Origin of the sequence: Pseudomonas sp. LABIM340 (genome assembly GCF_040017195.2) — a bacterium.
In the GTDB taxonomy this organism is placed as follows: Bacteria; Pseudomonadota; Gammaproteobacteria; order Pseudomonadales; family Pseudomonadaceae; genus Pseudomonas.
Genome location: NZ_CM200227.1, coordinates 1,440,057 through 1,457,278, shown reverse-complemented (window position 1 = coordinate 1,457,278; position 17,222 = coordinate 1,440,057). Strand labels below are relative to the sequence as shown.

At 66.6% G+C, this 17,222-nt stretch carries 17 protein-coding genes and 1 riboswitch; of the genes, 7 read left to right on the top strand and 10 right to left on the bottom strand.

Annotation, left to right across the window (positions count from 1 at the left end; translation table 11 throughout):
* Positions 1 to 22 precede the first annotated feature (22 nt).
* From ABKS89_RS06895 to ABKS89_RS06885, 3 genes are all read right to left on the bottom strand, one after another.
* Entirely contained in the window at positions 23 to 727 is a 705-nt protein-coding gene (locus tag ABKS89_RS06895) for a (2Fe-2S) ferredoxin domain-containing protein (RefSeq protein WP_348587927.1), read from the bottom strand.
* Positions 727 to 2,682, bottom strand: a complete 1,956-nt coding sequence (locus tag ABKS89_RS06890; protein ID WP_518300990.1) for a TonB-dependent receptor domain-containing protein — start codon at positions 2,680 to 2,682, stop codon at positions 727 to 729. The genes ABKS89_RS06895 and ABKS89_RS06890 overlap by 1 nt, the downstream gene beginning before the upstream one ends.
* 94 nt (positions 2,683 to 2,776) lie before the next feature.
* Positions 2,777 to 2,983, bottom strand: a riboswitch (cobalamin riboswitch).
* Positions 2,984 to 3,056: 73 nt separating this feature from the next.
* Positions 3,057 to 3,485 (bottom strand): VOC family protein, encoded by a 429-nt coding sequence (locus ABKS89_RS06885; RefSeq protein ID WP_348587928.1) that lies wholly within the window; start codon positions 3,483 to 3,485, stop codon positions 3,057 to 3,059.
* 178 nt (positions 3,486 to 3,663) lie between these two features.
* Here ABKS89_RS06885 and ABKS89_RS06880 point away from each other — a divergent pair, with 178 nt between their 5' ends.
* Positions 3,664 to 4,032 (top strand): cupin domain-containing protein, encoded by a 369-nt coding sequence (locus ABKS89_RS06880; RefSeq protein WP_138212482.1) that lies wholly within the window; start codon positions 3,664 to 3,666, stop codon positions 4,030 to 4,032.
* 191 nt (positions 4,033 to 4,223) lie between these two features.
* Complete coding sequence (locus tag ABKS89_RS06875; protein WP_138212481.1) at positions 4,224 to 4,529, top strand: DUF3303 domain-containing protein; 306 nt, start codon at positions 4,224 to 4,226, stop codon at positions 4,527 to 4,529.
* On the opposite strand, the gene ABKS89_RS06870 is transcribed toward ABKS89_RS06875, so the two are convergent.
* Positions 4,519 to 5,517 carry a GlxA family transcriptional regulator gene (locus ABKS89_RS06870; protein WP_138212480.1) on the bottom strand — a complete coding sequence of 333 codons (999 nt, stop codon included), beginning with the start codon at positions 5,515 to 5,517 and terminating at the stop codon, positions 4,519 to 4,521. The two genes, ABKS89_RS06875 and ABKS89_RS06870, sit on opposite strands and share 11 nt — an antisense overlap.
* A gap of 102 nt (positions 5,518 to 5,619) precedes the next feature.
* On the opposite strand from ABKS89_RS06870, the gene ABKS89_RS06865 reads away from it, so the two are divergent.
* The 4 genes from ABKS89_RS06865 to ABKS89_RS06850 all read left to right on the top strand — a co-directional run bounded on the left by ABKS89_RS06865 (position 5,620) and on the right by ABKS89_RS06850 (position 9,867).
* Positions 5,620 to 6,168 carry a cysteine hydrolase family protein gene (locus ABKS89_RS06865; RefSeq protein WP_348587929.1) on the top strand — a complete coding sequence of 183 codons (549 nt, stop codon included), beginning with the start codon at positions 5,620 to 5,622 and terminating at the stop codon, positions 6,166 to 6,168.
* 214 nt (positions 6,169 to 6,382) lie between these two features.
* Positions 6,383 to 6,979 carry a LemA family protein gene (locus tag ABKS89_RS06860; protein ID WP_138212478.1) on the top strand — a complete coding sequence of 199 codons (597 nt, stop codon included), beginning with the start codon at positions 6,383 to 6,385 and terminating at the stop codon, positions 6,977 to 6,979.
* Between the two features lie 21 nt (positions 6,980 to 7,000).
* The gene (locus ABKS89_RS06855; RefSeq protein WP_348587930.1) at positions 7,001 to 8,911 is read left to right on the top strand and encodes a M48 family metallopeptidase; all 1,911 of its coding nucleotides are present in this window, start codon (positions 7,001 to 7,003) and stop codon (positions 8,909 to 8,911) included.
* A 581-nt stretch (positions 8,912 to 9,492) separates the two neighbouring features.
* Complete coding sequence (locus ABKS89_RS06850; protein ID WP_348587931.1) at positions 9,493 to 9,867, top strand: 5-carboxymethyl-2-hydroxymuconate Delta-isomerase; 375 nt, start codon at positions 9,493 to 9,495, stop codon at positions 9,865 to 9,867.
* 57 nt (positions 9,868 to 9,924) lie between these two features.
* Here the strand turns inward: ABKS89_RS06850 and ABKS89_RS06845 are convergent, their stop codons facing one another.
* From ABKS89_RS06845 to ABKS89_RS06835, 3 genes are all read right to left on the bottom strand, one after another.
* Positions 9,925 to 11,304 carry an amino acid permease gene (locus ABKS89_RS06845; protein WP_348587932.1) on the bottom strand — a complete coding sequence of 460 codons (1,380 nt, stop codon included), beginning with the start codon at positions 11,302 to 11,304 and terminating at the stop codon, positions 9,925 to 9,927.
* Between the two features lie 325 nt (positions 11,305 to 11,629).
* Positions 11,630 to 12,307: a class I SAM-dependent methyltransferase gene (locus ABKS89_RS06840; protein ID WP_348587933.1), complete on the bottom strand. Its 678-nt coding sequence runs from the start codon at positions 12,305 to 12,307 to the stop codon at positions 11,630 to 11,632.
* 35 nt (positions 12,308 to 12,342) lie between these two features.
* Positions 12,343 to 12,612 carry a hypothetical protein gene (locus ABKS89_RS06835; RefSeq protein ID WP_348587934.1) on the bottom strand — a complete coding sequence of 90 codons (270 nt, stop codon included), beginning with the start codon at positions 12,610 to 12,612 and terminating at the stop codon, positions 12,343 to 12,345.
* A gap of 230 nt (positions 12,613 to 12,842) precedes the next feature.
* Between ABKS89_RS06835 and ABKS89_RS06830 the strand changes: the two genes are divergently transcribed.
* Positions 12,843 to 15,959, top strand: a complete 3,117-nt coding sequence (locus ABKS89_RS06830; protein ID WP_518300989.1) for a transglycosylase domain-containing protein — start codon at positions 12,843 to 12,845, stop codon at positions 15,957 to 15,959.
* Between the two features lie 25 nt (positions 15,960 to 15,984).
* Here the strand turns inward: ABKS89_RS06830 and ABKS89_RS06825 are convergent, their stop codons facing one another.
* From ABKS89_RS06825 to ABKS89_RS06815, 3 genes are read right to left on the bottom strand one after another with little or no spacing between them, the layout of a single operon-like run.
* On the bottom strand, positions 15,985 to 16,206 hold the full coding sequence (locus tag ABKS89_RS06825; RefSeq protein ID WP_138212471.1) for a VF530 family protein: 222 nt from the start codon (positions 16,204 to 16,206) through the stop codon (positions 15,985 to 15,987).
* Between the two features lie 59 nt (positions 16,207 to 16,265).
* Positions 16,266 to 16,574 (bottom strand): DMT family transporter, encoded by a 309-nt coding sequence (locus ABKS89_RS06820; RefSeq protein ID WP_138212470.1) that lies wholly within the window; start codon positions 16,572 to 16,574, stop codon positions 16,266 to 16,268.
* Entirely contained in the window at positions 16,574 to 17,212 is a 639-nt protein-coding gene (locus ABKS89_RS06815; protein WP_348587935.1) for an FMN-dependent NADH-azoreductase, read from the bottom strand. Before ABKS89_RS06815 ends, ABKS89_RS06820 begins: the two co-directional genes overlap by 1 nt.
* Positions 17,213 to 17,222: the final 10 nt, after the last annotated feature.

Here is a 17,222-nt window from a genome sequence, read left to right as displayed (position 1 = left end):
CCTACAAAAAACCATCCTCCCTTCATGTCTCAGCATCCACCCGCAGCTCCGCCACCGGCACGCCATCGCGCAAATGCTCCGCCACCACCCGGCGCACTTGCTCATCACTGCGCAGGCCATACCAGACGCGCTCGGGATACACCGTCAGCAACGGCCCGCGATTGCACGGGAACTGGCAGCCGGTGCGCGTCAGCAGAGCGCCCTCGGTGCTCTCATAGAGATCGTGGCGGATCAGCTCGCGACGCAGGGTCTTCCACAACGGCAGCGCACCACGCCGCACGCAGCGCGGCCCGGTACAGAGGAACAGGTGATGCCGGTGCGGCGGCGGCGCGGACCAGTCCGGCTGCGACGGCACTGCGCCGACGCCCTGGCAATCCAGCTGTTGCGCCGGGTCACCAATCGCCGCCAGCACCGCCGCCGCGTCCAGCCCGCGCCGGCCGAGCGCCGACGCGGTGACTTTCGGCGGCGGCGCCTGCGGATGATCTTCTGACAGCGCGGCCAGCTCGGCACGCAACCAGTCGAGGTAGGCACCGTCAGCGGTCGGTTCAAGGTCGACCAGCAAAAGCTCCCGCGCCTCCGCCATCAGCGCGCGCACCCGCCCCCAGAGCGAATCGAAACCCTCGCCGGTATCGATGCATTCGACACTGGCGAGACGCGCCGACACCTCGCGGTGCAGGCGCTCGCCCTGGGCTCCGGCCAGCGGGCCGACCAGCAGGATGGCCCTCATCAGAAGCTGAAGGTGTAGCGCAGCTCGGCGGTGCGCGGCCGGCCGAGGTTGTCCACCTGGCGGATGCCGTTGCTGGTGCGGCCGGTGGCGTAGTCGCGGTCCAGCAGGTTCTCCAGCAGCAGGCTCAGGCGGTGCGCGCGGGCGGCGTCGAGATAGTGGTAGGCGTCGCCATCGAGCACCGTGTAGTGGCCGTAGTCGTCGTCCTGGGCGCTGACGATGGAGCCGACGTAGCGCGTGGCAAGGCCCGCGCCCCAGAGGTTGTCGTCATAGCCCAGGCGCACACGGGCGAAGAAGTGCGGGATGTTGTTCACCGTCACGCCTTCGCGGCTGTCCACCCGATTGCGCGTGGCGTCGGCGGAGACCTGCCAGTGCCGGCCGACCTGCCACTGGCCGTTGGCTTCCACGCCGCGCACGGTGATCTCGCCATTGCCGTTCACCCACTGGTCGCCCGCGAGGGTGATGAGATCGGTGATCTCGCGGCGGAACAGCGTGACGCTGCCGCTCCACGGCTGCTCGAACAGCTCGCCGGTGTAGTCCAGGCCCAGCTCGGCGTTGCGGCTGCGCTCGGGCTTGAGGTCGCGGTTGCCCACTTCGTCGCCCGGTTCGTTGACGAACAGTTGCTCGGCAGTGGGCAGCTTGAAGGCGGTGCCGAACTGGCCACGCAGCTTGAGCTGCTGCGTGAGGTCGTAGAGCGAAGTGAGCATCCACACGGTGGCGCCCTCGCCGCCGGAGATTTCCTCGCGGCGCACACCCAGGCTCGGGTGCCAGTCGGGCAGCGCCTCGATGTTCGGCCGCAGCTGGGCGTAGAGCGCGTGGGATTCAGCCTTGTCGTTGTCGATGATCAGCACATCGTCCTGGCCCTTGTACCACTGGTTGTCGTTGCCGAAGACCAGCTCGTGGCCACCCGCCAGCTTCGCCTTGCCTTCGAGCTGCGCGCCCCAGTCGGTGAAGCCCCAGTAGTCGTTGTGGTTGAGCACCTGGGTGCCGCCGCCCTGCAGGTTGTAGACGCGGTCGTAGCGGGTATCCCAGTCGTTGATGTGGGTCTTGGCGAACCAGCTGAAGTCATCGCCGACGCTCTGCTGGAAGGTCGCCGTGGCGATCTGCTGCACGCGGTTGTTGCTGGTGTGGTGGTTGGAAGTCGGCCGGGCGAAGTCCAGCTCGGCGTCGGCGTACTGGTAGAACAGCTCCAGCCGCGAGGCATCGCCGATGGCCTGGATGGCCTTGGCGCCGAACACATTGACGTCGTAGGAGCGACGCTTGTCGCTCACCGTGTCGGTCATGTCGCGGTCGCGGTAAGGCTGGTAGCCGTCGGAGCGGTTGTGGCTGACGTAGGCCATCAGGCCGAGGTCGCCCAGGCCGTTCTGCACGATCTTCTCGGCGCGGGCATCGCCGCTGCGACCCTTGAAGGTATCCAGGCCGAGGTTCACCTCGCCGGAAGCTTCGCGACTGCGCGCGCTGCGGGTGACGATGTTGATCACCCCGGACACCGCCTGGGTGCCGAACAGCAGGCCCTGGCCGCCCTTGAGCACTTCGATGCGCTCCACTGCGGTGGTCGGCAGGGTGTCGATGTAGATGCCGCCGTAGAGGCGGTTATTCAGGCGCACACCGTCCAGCAGGATCAGCGTATCGTCGTTGCGTCCGCCGAGCAGCGAGTAGGTGCCGTAGTCGAACGGGCCGTTCTTCGGCGCGACGAACAGGCCGGGCACATACATCTGCAGCACACGGGTGATGTCGGCGCTGGGGCCGGCGCGTTCGATCTGCTGGCGGTCGATGACCTCCAGCTTGCTGCCGTAGCGGGCCATGTCGGCCACGGTGGTGGACTCCACGGAAGGGCCGCTGACGATCTCATCGGCCAGGTCGAGCGGCGCCGCAGCGAGCTGCGAGCTGAGGGCACACAGGGAGAGAACGGGAGTCCAGCGCAGGGCGCGCCGGTTCAGGAACGAAGTATGTTGCAAGGTGATCGCCTCGAAATCGGGATTTCGCAGGCGGCGCAGCGAGACCCGGAACGAGCGCGCCCCGGGAACCGGCTCACGCCCGCCCACCGCGGGTTTGCCAAACAGGTTCCAGGCCGGTCTCCGGGCTTGCGAGGGTCATGAAACATCCGCCTTCCCATGCCTGAGCACAGTGGCCTAATGGATGTTCCGCTCGCTTACCGTTGCGGGGGCAGCGCCGGACTGATCGCACGAGGGCGACGCACCGGCTTCCCGTTTCACCCCACGCACGGCGGCGGGGGGCACCTGAAACGGGGCGAATCTGAACACTCGGCGGACGAAAGCGTCAAGCGCGGGGGTTGGGCAGGATGTTGCGAAGGCGGACGGGACGTGCGAAATCAGTGCCAGGGATCGTAGGTGCCGAAACTCCAGATGTGCCCTTCCGGATCGCGGCAGGTGAAACCCTGGCCGCCGTAATCCTCGTCCTTGATGTCGATGACGATCTGCGCGCCGCCGTCCACTGCCGCGCGGTACAGCACCTCGGCATCCTTCACCACCACGTAGATGCTCTGGGTGCAGCCGCCGATCTCGTCGGGCTGGCGCATCAGCCGGCCGTACTCGTTGTCGTGCAACGACCCGAGCATCACCAACCCACTGCCGTCGGCCAGCGCCAGCTGCGCGTGGGCGATACCGCCGTGGTCATCGGCGACTACCAACTGCCGCTGGAAACCGAAGGTGGCGCACAGCCAGTCGATGGCCTGGGGCGCATCGCGGTAGCGCAGGCAGGGAATGACGCTGGGGCGAGCGATGGGAGCTGGCGTGGACATGGCGGTCTCCGGCGGGAACAGGCGCGATGTTCTGAGCATAGTCGCCCGCTTTTCGCTGCTCAGCGCTACACGGCGACCAGCAGCGGCACGGGGAGCGACAGCGAAGCGCAAGTTCCTGCAAGACCGCTCCCGGCGCCGGCAGTAGTTTGGGCAGACCGATCCCAAGGAGAAAACCACCGTGACCCAACGCCAACCGATCAACCTGCGGGACAAGCTCGACCGCATCAGCGAAACCTGGCAACCACGGGTGATCGCCGAGATGAACGACTACCAGCTCAAGGTGGTGAAGCTGCAGGGCGATTTCGTCTGGCACAGCCACGCCGACACCGACGAGACCTTCATCGTGCTGGACGGCGAGCTGCGCATCGACTTCCGCGACGGCCCGCTGACCCTGCGCGCCGGCGAGCTTTACGTGGTGCCCCGTGGGGTGGAGCACAAACCCTATGCCGAGCACGAAGTGCAGCTGATGCTGATCGAGCCACGCGGCGTGCTGAACACCGGCGACCAGGGCGGCGAGCGGACGGCGGAAAATGATCGCTGGGTGTGACCGTCGATCACCTGCCCTGGTGACCGCCGATCAGCGGCCGCTCCCGCTTCGCTGGCTGCTGCTATGCCTGTCGGAAGAACGCCGCTCCCAGCCGGAGGCTGTCACGCCTGGGATACACAGGCGCGGCGCCGGCGGCGTTGCCGGTACGGGTCCGCGCCCATCAAAGCCCGGAGCCGGGCCGGAGGTGCGACATGCTTTATCTGGTGAACTGGACCATCCCCATCGAAAACCGCGACAGGATCATCCAGCGTTTCCTCAAGACCGGCGGCCTGCCGCCGCCCGGCGTGAAGCTGGTCGGCCGCTGGCACGCCATGGGTCACATGCTTGGCTTCGGCCTGGCGGAGGCCGAGAACCCGCTCGATGTGCAGCGCTGGATGCTGCAGTGGACCGACCTGATGCACCTGCAGGTACACCCGGCCATGACCGACGCGGAATATGCACCGCTGCTCGCGCAGATGCTGCAGCAGGCGGCGGACACGCCATCGGTCAGTCCCTGAGCGCAACCTCGGCTGGCTTGGCGCCGAAGCGCTTGCGGTAGTCGCTCGGCGCCATCCCGGTGATCTTGCGGAAAGTGCTGCGGAACGAGCCCGGATCGAGGTAGCCGACCGTATAGGCGATGTGGTCCACCGTGCCGTTGGTGAACTCCAGCAGCTCGCGCGCCTTGCCCACCCGCAGGTGCTGGCAGTACTCGGTGGGCTTGAGCCCCGTGGCGGCGCGGAAGCGGCGCAGGAAGGTGCGCTCCTCCAGCCCGGCCTGGGCGGCCATGGCGGCGAGGCTGACGTCCACCGCGCCGTTGCCCTGCAGCCAGTGCTGCACCTTGAGGATGGCGGCATCGCCATGCCCCAGCAGCGGCGAGAAATTGCTGCCGCATTGCTGGGCGCTGTCGCTGTGTTCGACCACCAGGAAACGCGCGGTGCGGTTGGCAATGCTCGGGCCGAGCAGGCGGTCGACGATGCGCAGGCCCAGGTCGGACCAGGCCATCAGCCCGGCGGAGGTGATCAGGTCGCCGTCGTCCACCATCGGCTTGTGCGCCTCCAGGCGCACGCGCGGGAAGCGTTTGCCGAAGGCCTCGGCACCACTCCAGTGGGCGGTGGCGCTGCGGCCGTCAAGCAGCCCCGCCTCCGCCACCAGCAGGCCGCCGATGCACACCGAGCCGACGATGGCGCCCTCGCCGTGGCGCGCGGCGAGCCAGTCGGTGAGGTTGCGCAGTGGCGCGGCGTCGGGCAGCCCGAACAACGAGGGCGGCACCAGCACGGCGACCAAGCGACTGTCGGCGCCTGGATGCGTGTCGAATACACGCCGCGGCTCACCGCCGTCCTCACCGGACCAATGGCTGACGCGCAGTGCCGGCAGCTGCTGCGCGGCTTCTTCGCTGGCGATGCGCTCGGCCACCGCGAACAGGTCGGTGAGCCCATGCAGCGCCGCCGTCTGCACACCGGGATAGAGCAGCAACCCGATCTCGACGACGCTCCGTTCCACAACCATTGTCAGTTTTCCCCCGGTTATTGTCGTTCCGCCTGATCCCCGCACGGCGCGCGGCGAACCATACTGGTCGCACTTCCTCACCACTCAATAAGGAATTCGGAAATGGCCAAGCAAGCGCTCATCCTAGTGGATATCCAGAACGACTACTTCCCTTCCGGCAAGTGGCCGCTGGTCGGCATCGAAGCCGCCGCCGACCAGGCCGCCAAGGTCCTCGCCGCGTTCCGCGAACGCGGTGACCTGGTGGTGCACGTGCGCCACGAATTCGAAAGCGCCGACGCTCCGTTCTTCGCCCCCGGCAGCGACGGCGCGAAGATCCACGGCAAGGTCGCCAATCTGCCCGGCGAGCCGGTGGTGCTCAAGCACTACGTCAACTCCTTCCGCGACACCGACCTGAAGGCCATCCTCGACCAGCACGGCGTGGAATCGCTGGTGGTGGTCGGCCACATGAGCCACATGTGCGTGGATGGCGCGGTGCGCGCCGCCGCCGACTTCGGCTACCCGGTGACCGTGCTGCACGACGCCTGCGCCACCCTGGACCTGGAGTTCAACGGCGTGAAGGTTCCGGCAGCCCAGGTACACGCGTCCTACATGGCGTCCCTGGCTTTCGCCTACGCCGAGGTGGTGTCCACCGCCGAGTACCTGAACCGCTGATTCACTGAGATGGGTGACTCTCCTGTAGGAGCGCGCCATGCGCGCGATCGCGCGCAAGTGCCGTTCTAAAAAGCGGCCCGCTCCTACAGGGGGCGCACCGGGCTCGATCCGAGCAAAAGCACGACCAGCCCCAAGTATCGGGAAAAGGATGAGGCCCGCTTTACTGGCTTTCCGCTATGATCGACGCTCGATCGCCTGCCGATAAGGACATCCCATGAGCGTTTCTTCGATCATCACCCTCGCCATCATCGCTGGCGTCATCTTCCTGCTGATCAGCGTATTCAACCGCCTGGTGGCGCTGCGCAACCGCTATCAGAACGCCTTCGCGCAGATCGAGGTGCAGCTCAAGCGCCGCTATGACCTGATCCCCAACCTGGTGGAAACCGCCAAGGCCTACCTCAAGCACGAGCGCGAGACCCTGGAAGCGGTGATTGCCGCCCGCAACGCGGCGGTCGCTGGTCTGAAAGCCGCTTCCGAGCAACCCGGCGACGCTGGCCGCATGGCGCAACTGGCCGCCGCCGAGAACGCCCTGGGCGGTGCCATGGGCCGCCTGAACGTAACCCTGGAAGCCTACCCGGACCTCAAGGCCTCGCAGAACCTGCAGCAGGTCAGCGAGGAGCTGTCGAGCACCGAGAACAAGGTGGCCTTCGCCCGCCAGGCCTACAACGACGCGGTGATGGAGTACAACACCTACCGCCAGTCGTTCCCCGCCAACTTCCTCGCCACCACCTACGGCCACAGCAAGGACGCCAGCCTGCTGGAGTTCGAGGACAGCAAGGCCATCCAGGCCGCGCCGAAAGTCGCCTTCTAAACCCTCGGCGCAGGACGCGCGATGAACTTCTTCGAACACCAGGACCGCGCCCGCAAGCAGACCGGGCGCCTGGTCCTGCTGCTGACCGTTGCGGTGGTCTGCCTGGTGACCATCACCAGCTTCGCCCTGGGCTGGCTCTGGCGTCACCTGGGTGAACCGGCGCTGCACCTGACCTCCCGCGCCTCCCTGCCCGACCCGGAGCTGTACCTCTCGGTGGCCGCCGTGATCATCGGCGTGGTCGTGCTCGGCGCGCTGTACAAGCAGGTGCAATTGAGCGCCGGCGGCAAGGTGGTGGCCGAGAGCCTGGGCGGTCGCCTGCTCAACCTCAGTGCCGGCAATGCCGATGAGCGCCGCCTGCTCAATGTCGTCGAGGAGATGGCCCTGGCTTCCGGCTCGCCGGTGCCACCGGTTTATGTGCTGGAAGACGGCTCGATCAACGCCTTCGCCGCCGGGCTGACGCCGCGCGATGCAGTGATCGGCATCACCCGTGGCGCCATCGAGCAGCTCGACCGCAACGAGCTGCAGGGCGTGATCGCCCACGAATTCAGCCATATCCACCACGGCGACATGCTGCTCAACACGCGACTGACCGCCCTGCTCCACGGCATGCTCCTGCTCGGCCTGATCGGCGGCATGCTGCTGCGCGGCTGGAGCGAAACCAGCACCGGCATCCGTGTCAGCAGCCGGAGCAGCAGCAACGACAAGAACGGCGGCGGCAGCGTGGTGCTGCTGGTGATCGGCGCCGGCGTGGTGCTCTATGTGCTGGGCTATGTCGGCACCTTCTTCGGCCAGCTGATCAAGGCGTCGGTGAGCCGCCAGCGCGAGTACCTGGCCGACGCCTCGGCGGTGCAGTTCACCCGCGATCCCTCGACCATCGCCGGCGCGCTCAAGAAGATTGGCAGCAACCCGCTGGGCGCCCTGCTCAGCGCGCCGCGCGCCGCCGAGTTCAGCCACATGTACTTCGGCGATGGCGTGGGCAGCAGCTGGTTCGACACCCACCCGCCGCTGAAGGATCGCATCCGCCGCGTCGATCCGGGCTGGGACGGCCGCTACCCGAAGTTCGAGCCGCGCCTGGACGTGGCACTGATGAACCAGGACGCCTGGACTGCCGCCGTCACCGGCCAGCCTTACCAGCCCAGCGCCGTGGAAGTGGCCGTGGCCGCCGTGGGCGCGCCGACTGCCGCCCACCTGCTGGAAGCGCGCAGCACCCTGCAACGCCTGGACGAGCGCCTGCAGCGCGCCGCCCATGACAGCGAGGGCGCCGAGGCATTGATCTACGGCCTGCTGCTGGACAACGAACCCGGCCTGCGCACGCGCCAGCTGGAAGAGATCAAGAAGCGCCTGAACCTGAGCCTGGCGCTGCAACTGGACCTGCTGGAAGAGTCGCTGCTGCGACTCGATCCCGGCCAGCGCCTGCCGCTGCTGGACCTGGCGATGCCGGCGCTCAAGCAACTGGACGCCAAGGCCTTCCTCGCCCTGCGCGAGAACATGGCGCTGCTGATCAAGCTGGACGGCAAGGTAAAGCTGCTGGAATGGACCCTGCTGCGCATCGTCGAACGCAACCTGCGGCCGGGCAGCGGAAAGATTGGCAACGTGCCGCTGGCGGAGCTTGCCGAAGAGTCCGCGACGCTGCTGGCCTTCCTCGCCCGCGTTGGTGAAACCAGCGATGTGGAAACCGCGCAGGCATTCGCCGATGCCTGGAGTGGCCTGCCCTTCCCGCCTCGTCCGTTGCCGGCGGATAGCAGCCTGCGTGACCTGGAAGGCGCTCTGAAGAAGCTGGAGCAGCTCAGGCCGCTGCAGAAGCCGCAACTGCTCAAGGCGCTGGCGCGCTGCATCGAACACGACGGCCGCATCAGCACCGGCGAGGCGGAGCTGATGCGCGCGGTGGCGGACATTCTGGATTGCCCGATGCCGCCGTTGCTGGCGGGCTGACGCCCTGGCACGTAGGGCGGATAACCCGGAACGGGTTATCCGCCGATGCCACAACGGCGGATAACGCTGGCGCGTTATGCGCCCTACGAAGAACCCACTCCACACCGATCCGGCTTTGGCTCTTGAGGACTTCCAGAGGAGTATCCACACACTCCGAATGCCCCGTTCAGGAGGCCTCGTTGAAGCGGAGTTTCAGGGGTTGAGCGACATGGATGTCGCGAGAGCGCTGTCGGGCCAGGGATGGCCCGTCGAGGGGGACGCCTAGTTCGGGCCCCTGAAACTTCGCTTCAACGAGGGTATTTTTCGCCCCAAGCGAAAAACCGGATGTCCGGGGCAAGACCTTTGCCTACTTTGCGTCGTTTGGCAAAGTAGGTCGCCCGAGGGGGCGAAACCACAGAGTCCACGCGCACGCCAAAGCGGCGCTGAAACACCCAAGCCAACGCAGCGAACCTGCAATACCACAGCAAAAAAAGCGCCGGCCCAGCCGACGGGTCAGCGCAATCGAATACGTAGTCACCCGCATATCCGCCGTGAGCGCCTCTCCCTAGGATGACCAGCATCACTTATGCCGGATACTCCCCATGCCCCACATCGCCATCGACTACACCGCCAACCTCGCCGACGACCTCGCGTCGCTGGGCTTTGCGCAAAAACTCCATGAGGCCGCGCAGAGTCTCGGGGTGTTCCCCATCAACGGCCTGCGCACCTTCGCCCGCGCCATCGGGGAATACCGGGTAGGCGCCAACTCGAAGAACGAAGCCTTCATCAATATCCAGGTCCGCATCGCCCCCGGACGCCCGGAGGAGCTGCGCCAGCGCATCGTCGACACCCTGTTCGCCACCGCCGAGCAGACCCTCGCCGCGCTCATCGAAAAGCGCCCTATCGGCCTGCAGCTTGAGATCACCGAACTCGACCGCAGCCTGACCCGCATGGCCGGCAGCCTGCCCAGCGCCTGATTCGGCACGAAAAAAAGGGCCTCCGAAGAGGCCCTTTTTCATTCGCTCAACCGCGCGTCAGGCACGGCTGGCGACGCTGCCTTGCTCCTTAGGAGCAAGGTTCAGCGCGTAGTACAGCACCGTCAGCAGCACCAGGAAGGCCGGGCCGATGTACAGCGCGATGCGGGTGTCCTCGAAGAAGGCCATCAGCACCACCACCAGCACCAGGAAGGCCATGGCGAGGTAGGAGCTGAGCGGGTACAGCCACATCCTGAACTGCAGCTTGCCGGCTTCGGCGGCAGAGAGGCCGCGGCGGAACTTCAGCTGCGCCAGCAGGATCATCGCCCAGGTCCAGATCGCACCGAAGGTGGCGATGGAGGTCACCCAGGTGAACACCTTCTCAGGCACCAGATAGTTCAGCAGTACGCCCAGCAGCAGCGCGCCGATGGACAGCAGCAGCGCATTGCGCGGCACGCCGCCCTTGGAGGTCTTGGCGAACACGGCCGGGGCCTGGCCATGCTGGGCGAGGCTGTAGAGCATGCGGCCGGTGCTGAAGATGCCGCCATTGCAGGACGACAGCGCGGCGGTGATCACCACGAAGTTGATGATGCCCGCGGCGGTCTTGATGCCCATGCGCTCGAAGGTCATCACGAAGGGGCTGCCCTGGGTGCCGATCTCGTTCCACGGGTAGATGGACATGATCACGAACAGCGCGCCCACGTAGAACAGCAGGATGCGCCAGAACACCGAGTTGATCGCACCGGGGATGGTCTTCTGCGGGTTCTTCGCTTCACCGGCGGTGAGGCCGATCATCTCCACGCCCAGGTAGGCGAACATCACCATCTGCAGCGACATCAGCACGCCGGTGATGCCGTGGGGCATGAAGCCGCCGTTGCTCCACAGGTTGGAGATGCCGGTGGCGATGCCGCCGTTGCCCAGGCCGAAGAAGATCATGCCGGCGCCGGCCAGGATCATGGCGACGATGGTGACGATCTTGATCAGCGCGAACCAGAACTCGAATTCACCGAAGGCGCGCACGGCGATGAGGTTGATGGTGCCCATGCTCGCCAGCGCGGCCAGCGCCCAGATCCAGCGCGGCACGTCGGGGAACCAGATGCCCATGTAGATGGCCACCGCGGTGATTTCCGCGACACAGGTCACCAGCCAGAGGAACCAGTAGTTCCAGCCGGTCAGGTAGCCGGCCAGCGGGCCGAGGTAGTCCTGCGCATAGCGGGCGAAGGAGCCGGCCACCGGATTGTGCACGGCCATCTCGCCGAGGGCGCGCATGATCACGAGGATGGCGAGACCGCCGATGATGTAGGACAGCATGATGGCCGGGCCGGCCATCTGGATGGCCTTCGCGGAGCCGAGGAACAGGCCGACGCCGATGCAGGCGCCCAGGGCCATGAGACGGATGTGCCGCTCGTTGAGATCCCTTTGGAGATCGTGGGACGACATGGTGATGCAACCTCATTTTGTTCTTGGGAGTAATCAGCTGCGGACTCTGAGTGCAGTCAGGGTGCGGAACCACCGGAAAGGCTTCGCCACCGCGCCGGGCGGCACGGAGGGAGAAGTGTCTGGCAGTTCCAGGACGGCACACCGGAAGAGGCTGCCCGCTCTTGTGAAGCGGACGTGGGCATTGCGGGAGGACCACGGCTGAGGTCGCGGGCGAGTGTTACACAAGTGTGTAGGAAACGTCTGCACCACCAAGGTGCAATGTGACCAAAGGAATAGCGGCGTATCGCCACATCCGCGTGACCGGTCAGGGCCGGTGTAGAGCGGTTCAGCCCGCCGGCGGATGCAATTCCAGCAACAGCGAGCAGGGTTGGCCGGTGTCCGGATGGCGCGGCTCGCGCAGTTGCCGCAGACGCCAGCCGCTGGCGCTCAGCAGCGCCAGCCAGGACTCCAGGGTGCGGAAGAACCAGGGCATCGGTGAGCGGAACTCGCCACCGAATACGGCGAAGGTTTCCAGACGCCAGCCATCCGCATAGGGCTCGTCGCCGCAGGCGGTCCAGGGGTGAACGGTCTGGATCAGCAGCCGCCCGCCGGGGTTGAGCCGATCGCGCAAGGCGCCGAGCAAGGGCGCAATGTACTCGTCGAGCAGCGCGAAGTTGCACACCAGTACGTCGAACTGTCCCAGGCTGCTGCCGGACTCGATCAGCGCCGCGTAATCCATCACCTCGAAGCGTGCGCCGCCTGCCGCCTGCGCCGAATCGATCAGTGGCGCCGAGGCATCCACACCGACGCACTCGCTGCCCCGCTCCGCCAGCGCGCGACACAACCAGCCTTCGCCGCAGCCGATATCGAGCGCACGCCGTGCCGGACCATCGGCGATGGCGCCAAGGATCGCTGCGTCAGTCACCAGCCGGCGGCTTTCGATGCGTTGCTCGCGTACCGCACGGGTCCAGGGATCGGCGTTGGCCTGCCAGCTTTGGCGGATTCGGGCGTCGTGGTCGGTCATGGTGAGCTCCGTGCATGGGGGCAAGCGAACGCGGACTACTGCCCCCTGAGCACCTTGGGCACCGCCAACCCCTTGGGCGGCGGGGTCTGCGGGAGCGCTTCGCGGCAGCCGGCGTCGCGGAACGGCCCGCCGATCTTCTGCCAGCCACTGCCCGGCGACGTCTGCTGGCAGGTATAGGCGCCATCGAGCTTGCTCTGCCAGCGATAGAACGGCATGGGCGCCGCCTGGGCGCTCAAGGACGCCAGTATCAGGGCCGCCAGAGACAGAGCACGGGGCAGGCTGCAAGGCAGAAAAGGCGAACGCATGGGCAAAGGTTCCTGTCGAAGTCAGTACATTGCACCTGCTGGCCGTCGGCAAATCAATCCGCACGGTCGTGAACGGTGCCAGCCGGTGCGCAGTTTTTTTGCCGCCGACTACGCTGGAAGTTAGGAAAGCCGCGGGGGAAGCGGCTTTCGCGGCGCCAGGATGGCGCCGGCCATCACGTGGGCGGAGTCCGCTACCTGGGCTGTCGTACAAGCAAGGGCGGGGCGTGAAAATGGGCAACTCGAAGCATTCCGGTACGCAAGTGGCAGGTCAACCGGGAAGTCTGGGGCCCGGCCTTTCCCCGCAGAAAGTGCATCACCACCGCTTCCTCATCCTCTTCCTCTTTCTCCTGCCGCTGCTGGCCGCCATGGGCGCGGCGCTGCTCTATGAAGCGCGCACCTCCAAGCTGCAGGCGCGCGAACTGGCGCGCTACGCCACCGGGCTGACCTGGAGCCTGGAGCAGGGCGGCACCGCGGACGTGGTCTATCCCCAAGGCGGGCCCTTCGACCGACGCCTGGGTTACCAGCAACTGCCGAGCTTCCTCGGCCGCCTGCACGAGCGCAATTTCGTCACCCTGAGCCAGGCGCGCTTCTCCGATCCGCTGCTGCAGTACACCGGCCACGGCATGTTCCCGCCCTACCCGGAGAAGGCCCAGGCCGGCGTCGACATCGCCGACTGCCGCGGCCTGCCGATCTACAACTTCCGCTACCCGCAGCGGCTCTACGCCAACTTCGAGAGCATCTCGCCGGCCATCGTCAACAGCCTACTGTATATCGAGAACCGCGACCTGCTCGACCCCGACCGCCCCTACCTGAACCCGGCCATCGACTGGAGCCGCTTCACCCAGGCTTCGGTGGCGCAGGTGGGCAAGCTGGTCGGCCTGGGCAACCACGCGCCCGGCGGCAGCACCCTCGCCACGCAGATCGAGAAGTACCGCCACTCCGAGGATGGCCGCACCAACTCCATCACCGACAAGCTGCGGCAGATGGCTTCGGCCAGTGTGCGTACCTACCAGAACGGCGCGGAGAATATGGCCGCGCGGCGCAACGTCGCCCTCACCTACCTGAACTCCGTGCCGCTTTCGGCGCAGCCCGGCTATGGCGAAGTCAGCGGCCTGCCGGATGGCCTGTGGATCTGGTACGGCGCCGACTACCAGCAGGTCAACAAGCTGCTCAACGCCCCGCCCGGCTCCGACGCCGAACTGGCGGCCCAGGGCAAGGCGCTGCGCCAGGTGGTGTCGCTGATGATCGCCCACCGCCGGCCGTCCTGGTACCTGGCGCGCGGCCGCGAACAGCTCGCCGTGCTGACCGACAGCTATCTGCGCGTGCTCGCGCAGAACAATGTGATCGCTCCCGAACTGCGCGACGCCGCGCTCAAGCAGAAGCTTACGTTCCGCGATCCGCGCAGCGAGCCGAGCTTCACCCCGCTGGAGAACAACAAGGGCATCGGTCTGGCCCGCACCCGCCTGGCCGGCATGCTCGACGTGCCGCTGTACGACCTCGACCGCTTCGACATGAGCTTCACCACCACCCTGCAGCATGAGTTGCAGGAGCAGGTCACCGGTTACCTGCGGCATCTGTCCAACCCGGAATTCGCCGAGCAGATCGGCCTGTTCGGCGAGCACCTGCTGTCCAAGGACAAGACCAAAGACGTGCGCTACAGCTTCACCCTGTTCGAGCGCACTCCCAGCGGCAACCGCGTGCGCGTGCAGACCGACAGCACCGAGCAACCCTTCGACATCAACGAAGGCAGCAAGCTGGAGCTGGGCTCCACCGCCAAGCTGCGCGTGCTCTCCACCTACCTGGAAACCATCGCCGACCTGCACCAGCTGTACGCGCCGATGAGCGTGGCGGAGCTGAGGAAGGTGCCGGTGGAGCCGCTGGACTTCCTCACCCGCTGGTCCATCGACTACCTGATCGCCGCCAAGGATCGCGACCTGCCGGACATGCTCGCCGCCGCGCTGCAACGAAAATATTCCGCCAGCCCCTATGAAAGCTTCTTCACCGGCGGCGGCGTGCACACCTTCAGCAACTTCCGCAAGGAAGACAACGGCCGCATCCCGACCATCCAGGATGCCCTGCGCGAGTCGATCAACCTGCCTTTCGTGCGCCTGCTGCGCGACCTGGTGCGCCATGACATCTATGCCAACGAGGGCAGCAAGGTCGCCGTGCTGGCCGACGACAAGGACCCGCGCCGGCAGGACTACCTCGACCGCTTCGTCGACAAGGAAAGCCAGGTCTACCTGCTGCGTTTCTGGCAGAAGTACAAGGGCAAGGACAACGACGAGCGCCTGAGCACCTTCCTCGACGGCCTGCGCGCCTGGCCGGTGCGGCTGGCGGCAATCCACCGCTATCTGCAGCCGCAGGCGGATGTGCCGACCTTCGCCGCTTTCCTGCAGGACCGCCTGAAGCAGGGCAAGTACGCCGGCGACAAGCTCACCGACAAACGCATCGAGGATCTCTACACGCGCTACGGTCCGGGCGCGTTCAACCTCAACGACCAGGGCTATGTCGCCCGCGTGCACCCGCTGGAACTGTGGCTGCTGGGCTACCTGCAGCGCCAACCGGCGGCGACCTTCGCCGACGCTGTCGCCGCCAGCGGCGCCGAGCGCAAGGAAGTCTATGGCTGGCTGTTCAAGTCGCGGCACAAGTACGCCCGCGACAAGCGCATCCGCATCATGCTGGAGGTCGAAGCCTTCCTCGACCTGCATGAGCAGTGGAAGCGCCTGGGCTACCCGTTCGACCACCTGGTACCGTCGCTGGCCACCGCGCTGGGCAGTTCGGGCGACCGCCCGGCGGCGCTGGCGGAGCTGATGGGGATCATCCTCAACGACGGCGTGCGCCTGCCGACCCTGCGCATCGACAGCCTGCACTTCGCCGCCGCCACGCCCTATGAAGTCACCCTCGGCCCGGAATCCGGCAACGGCCGCCAGGTGATGCGTTCAGAGGTCGCCCAGGCGTTGCGCACCGCGCTATCGCAGGTGGTGGATGCGGGCACTGCCCGGCGTCTGTCCGGTACCTTCAAGCTGGCTGATGGCAATGCCCTGGTGATGGGTGGCAAGACCGGCACCGGCGACAACCGCATCGAGAGCGTCACTCGCAGCGGCTGGGTGAAGAGTTCCAAGGCGATGAACCGCACGGCGACCTTCGTCTTCTATATCGGCCCGCGCCACTTCGGTACGCTCACCGCCTATGTGGCCGGCAGCGAGTCGGATGGCTTCAAGTTCACCTCGGCGTTGCCGGTGCAGGTGCTCAAGGGCATGGCGCCGCTGCTGACCAGCTACCTGGAGCCGGGGATCAGCACCGGGTGCCAGGAGCGGCTGGATAACCTGCGGGTGAGTTGGAGGTAGCCCTGCGATACGCAGAGCCGCCAGGTTACTTGCCCTGCACGCTCTTCACGTACAGCGCCTCGACCTGCTCCCGCGCCCACGGCGTGCGGCGCAGGAAGGTCAGGCTGGACTTGATGCTCGGGTCGTTCTTGAAGCAGCGCACGTCGATGCGCTTGGCCAGCCCTTCCCAGCCGTACTGCGCCACCAGCTGGTTGAGGATGGCTTCCAGGGTCACGCCATGCAGCGGGTTCTTCGGTTTGTCGTTCATGTTCGGTGCCGTCGTGGAGAATGCGCGGCACCTTACCACCAAGAATCAGCCACAGGCGATCAGGCCCGCAACCCGGCCACGCCAGCCACGATCAGGGCGACCGACGCCAGCTTGGTCAGGGTCAGCGCTTCGCCCAGCAACAGGAAGCCGAAGAACACCGTGCCCAGCGTGCCGATGGCCGTCCACACCGGGTAGGCGATGCTCACCGGCAAGTGGCGCATCGCCAGGGTGAGGAAGAAGATCCCGCCGATCACCGCGACCACCGTCACCACGGTCGGCAGCGGGCGGGTGAAGCCCTCGGCGTATTTCATCGACACCGCGAACATCACCTCGAACACCGCCGCCACCATCAGCATTGCCCAGGCCATCACACACGCGCCCACTCGCTCTCGGCGAGGTCGGCCAGGGCCTTCTCGGCCTGTTGATAGAAAGCGCGGAAGGCTTCAGGATTGCCCTCCTCGCCCTCCGCGGCGATCACCTGCACGTCCTCGATACCGAGGAAACCCAGGGCCACGCGCAGCCAGGTATCGGCGTGGTTCATCCACTCGAGCTCGCCGCCAGGCCCCATGCCGGCGCCGCCGCGGCTGGTGACGATCAGCGCCTTGCGCCCCTTGAGCAGCGGCTCGTATTCCGCCTCGCCGTCCTTCAGGTGCAGGTCGAAGGTGCGGCCGATGCGGACGATCTGGTCGACCCAGGCCTTCAGCCCGCTGGGCACGCTGAAGTTGTACATCGGCGTGGAGATCACCAGCAGGTCGTGGCCGAGCAGCTCGTCCACCAGCTCCTCGCTCAGCGCCAGCTCGGCCTGCAGCTCGGCCGGGCGATTGTCCGGTTCAGGGTGGAAGGCGGCGGCGATGAAGCCCTCGCTGACGTGGGGCAAGTCGGCGCGGCCCACCTCGCGGCGGGTGAGTTGCACATGCGGCAGCGCCGAAAGAAAGCCCTCGGCCAGGCGGCGGGAATGCGAGCGGTCGGCGCGGGGGCTGGCGTGGATGGCGAGAATCCTGTTCATCTGTCGTTCC

What these genes read in the sequence shown, in the direction of transcription:
- ABKS89_RS06895 (WP_348587927.1), bottom strand. Translation starts at nt 727, where the DNA reads ATGAGGGCCATCCTGCTGGTCGGCCCGCTGGCCGGAGCCCAGGGCGAG.
- ABKS89_RS06885 (WP_348587928.1), bottom strand. Translation starts at nt 3,485, where the DNA reads ATGTCCACGCCAGCTCCCATCGCTCGCCCCAGCGTCATTCCCTGCCTG.
- ABKS89_RS06875 (WP_138212481.1), top strand. Translation starts at nt 4,224, where the DNA reads ATGCTTTATCTGGTGAACTGGACCATCCCCATCGAAAACCGCGACAGG.
- ABKS89_RS06870 (WP_138212480.1), bottom strand. Translation starts at nt 5,517, where the DNA reads ATGGTTGTGGAACGGAGCGTCGTCGAGATCGGGTTGCTGCTCTATCCC.
- ABKS89_RS06865 (WP_348587929.1), top strand. Translation starts at nt 5,620, where the DNA reads ATGGCCAAGCAAGCGCTCATCCTAGTGGATATCCAGAACGACTACTTC.
- ABKS89_RS06860 (WP_138212478.1), top strand. Translation starts at nt 6,383, where the DNA reads ATGAGCGTTTCTTCGATCATCACCCTCGCCATCATCGCTGGCGTCATC.
- ABKS89_RS06855 (WP_348587930.1), top strand. Translation starts at nt 7,001, where the DNA reads ATGAACTTCTTCGAACACCAGGACCGCGCCCGCAAGCAGACCGGGCGC.
- ABKS89_RS06850 (WP_348587931.1), top strand. Translation starts at nt 9,493, where the DNA reads ATGCCCCACATCGCCATCGACTACACCGCCAACCTCGCCGACGACCTC.
- ABKS89_RS06845 (WP_348587932.1), bottom strand. Translation starts at nt 11,304, where the DNA reads ATGTCGTCCCACGATCTCCAAAGGGATCTCAACGAGCGGCACATCCGT.
- ABKS89_RS06840 (WP_348587933.1), bottom strand. Translation starts at nt 12,307, where the DNA reads ATGACCGACCACGACGCCCGAATCCGCCAAAGCTGGCAGGCCAACGCC.
- ABKS89_RS06835 (WP_348587934.1), bottom strand. Translation starts at nt 12,612, where the DNA reads ATGCGTTCGCCTTTTCTGCCTTGCAGCCTGCCCCGTGCTCTGTCTCTG.
- ABKS89_RS06830 (WP_518300989.1), top strand. Translation starts at nt 12,843, where the DNA reads ATGGGCAACTCGAAGCATTCCGGTACGCAAGTGGCAGGTCAACCGGGA.
- ABKS89_RS06825 (WP_138212471.1), bottom strand. Translation starts at nt 16,206, where the DNA reads ATGAACGACAAACCGAAGAACCCGCTGCATGGCGTGACCCTGGAAGCC.
- ABKS89_RS06820 (WP_138212470.1), bottom strand. Translation starts at nt 16,574, where the DNA reads ATGGCCTGGGCAATGCTGATGGTGGCGGCGGTGTTCGAGGTGATGTTC.
- ABKS89_RS06815 (WP_348587935.1), bottom strand. Translation starts at nt 17,212, where the DNA reads ATGAACAGGATTCTCGCCATCCACGCCAGCCCCCGCGCCGACCGCTCG.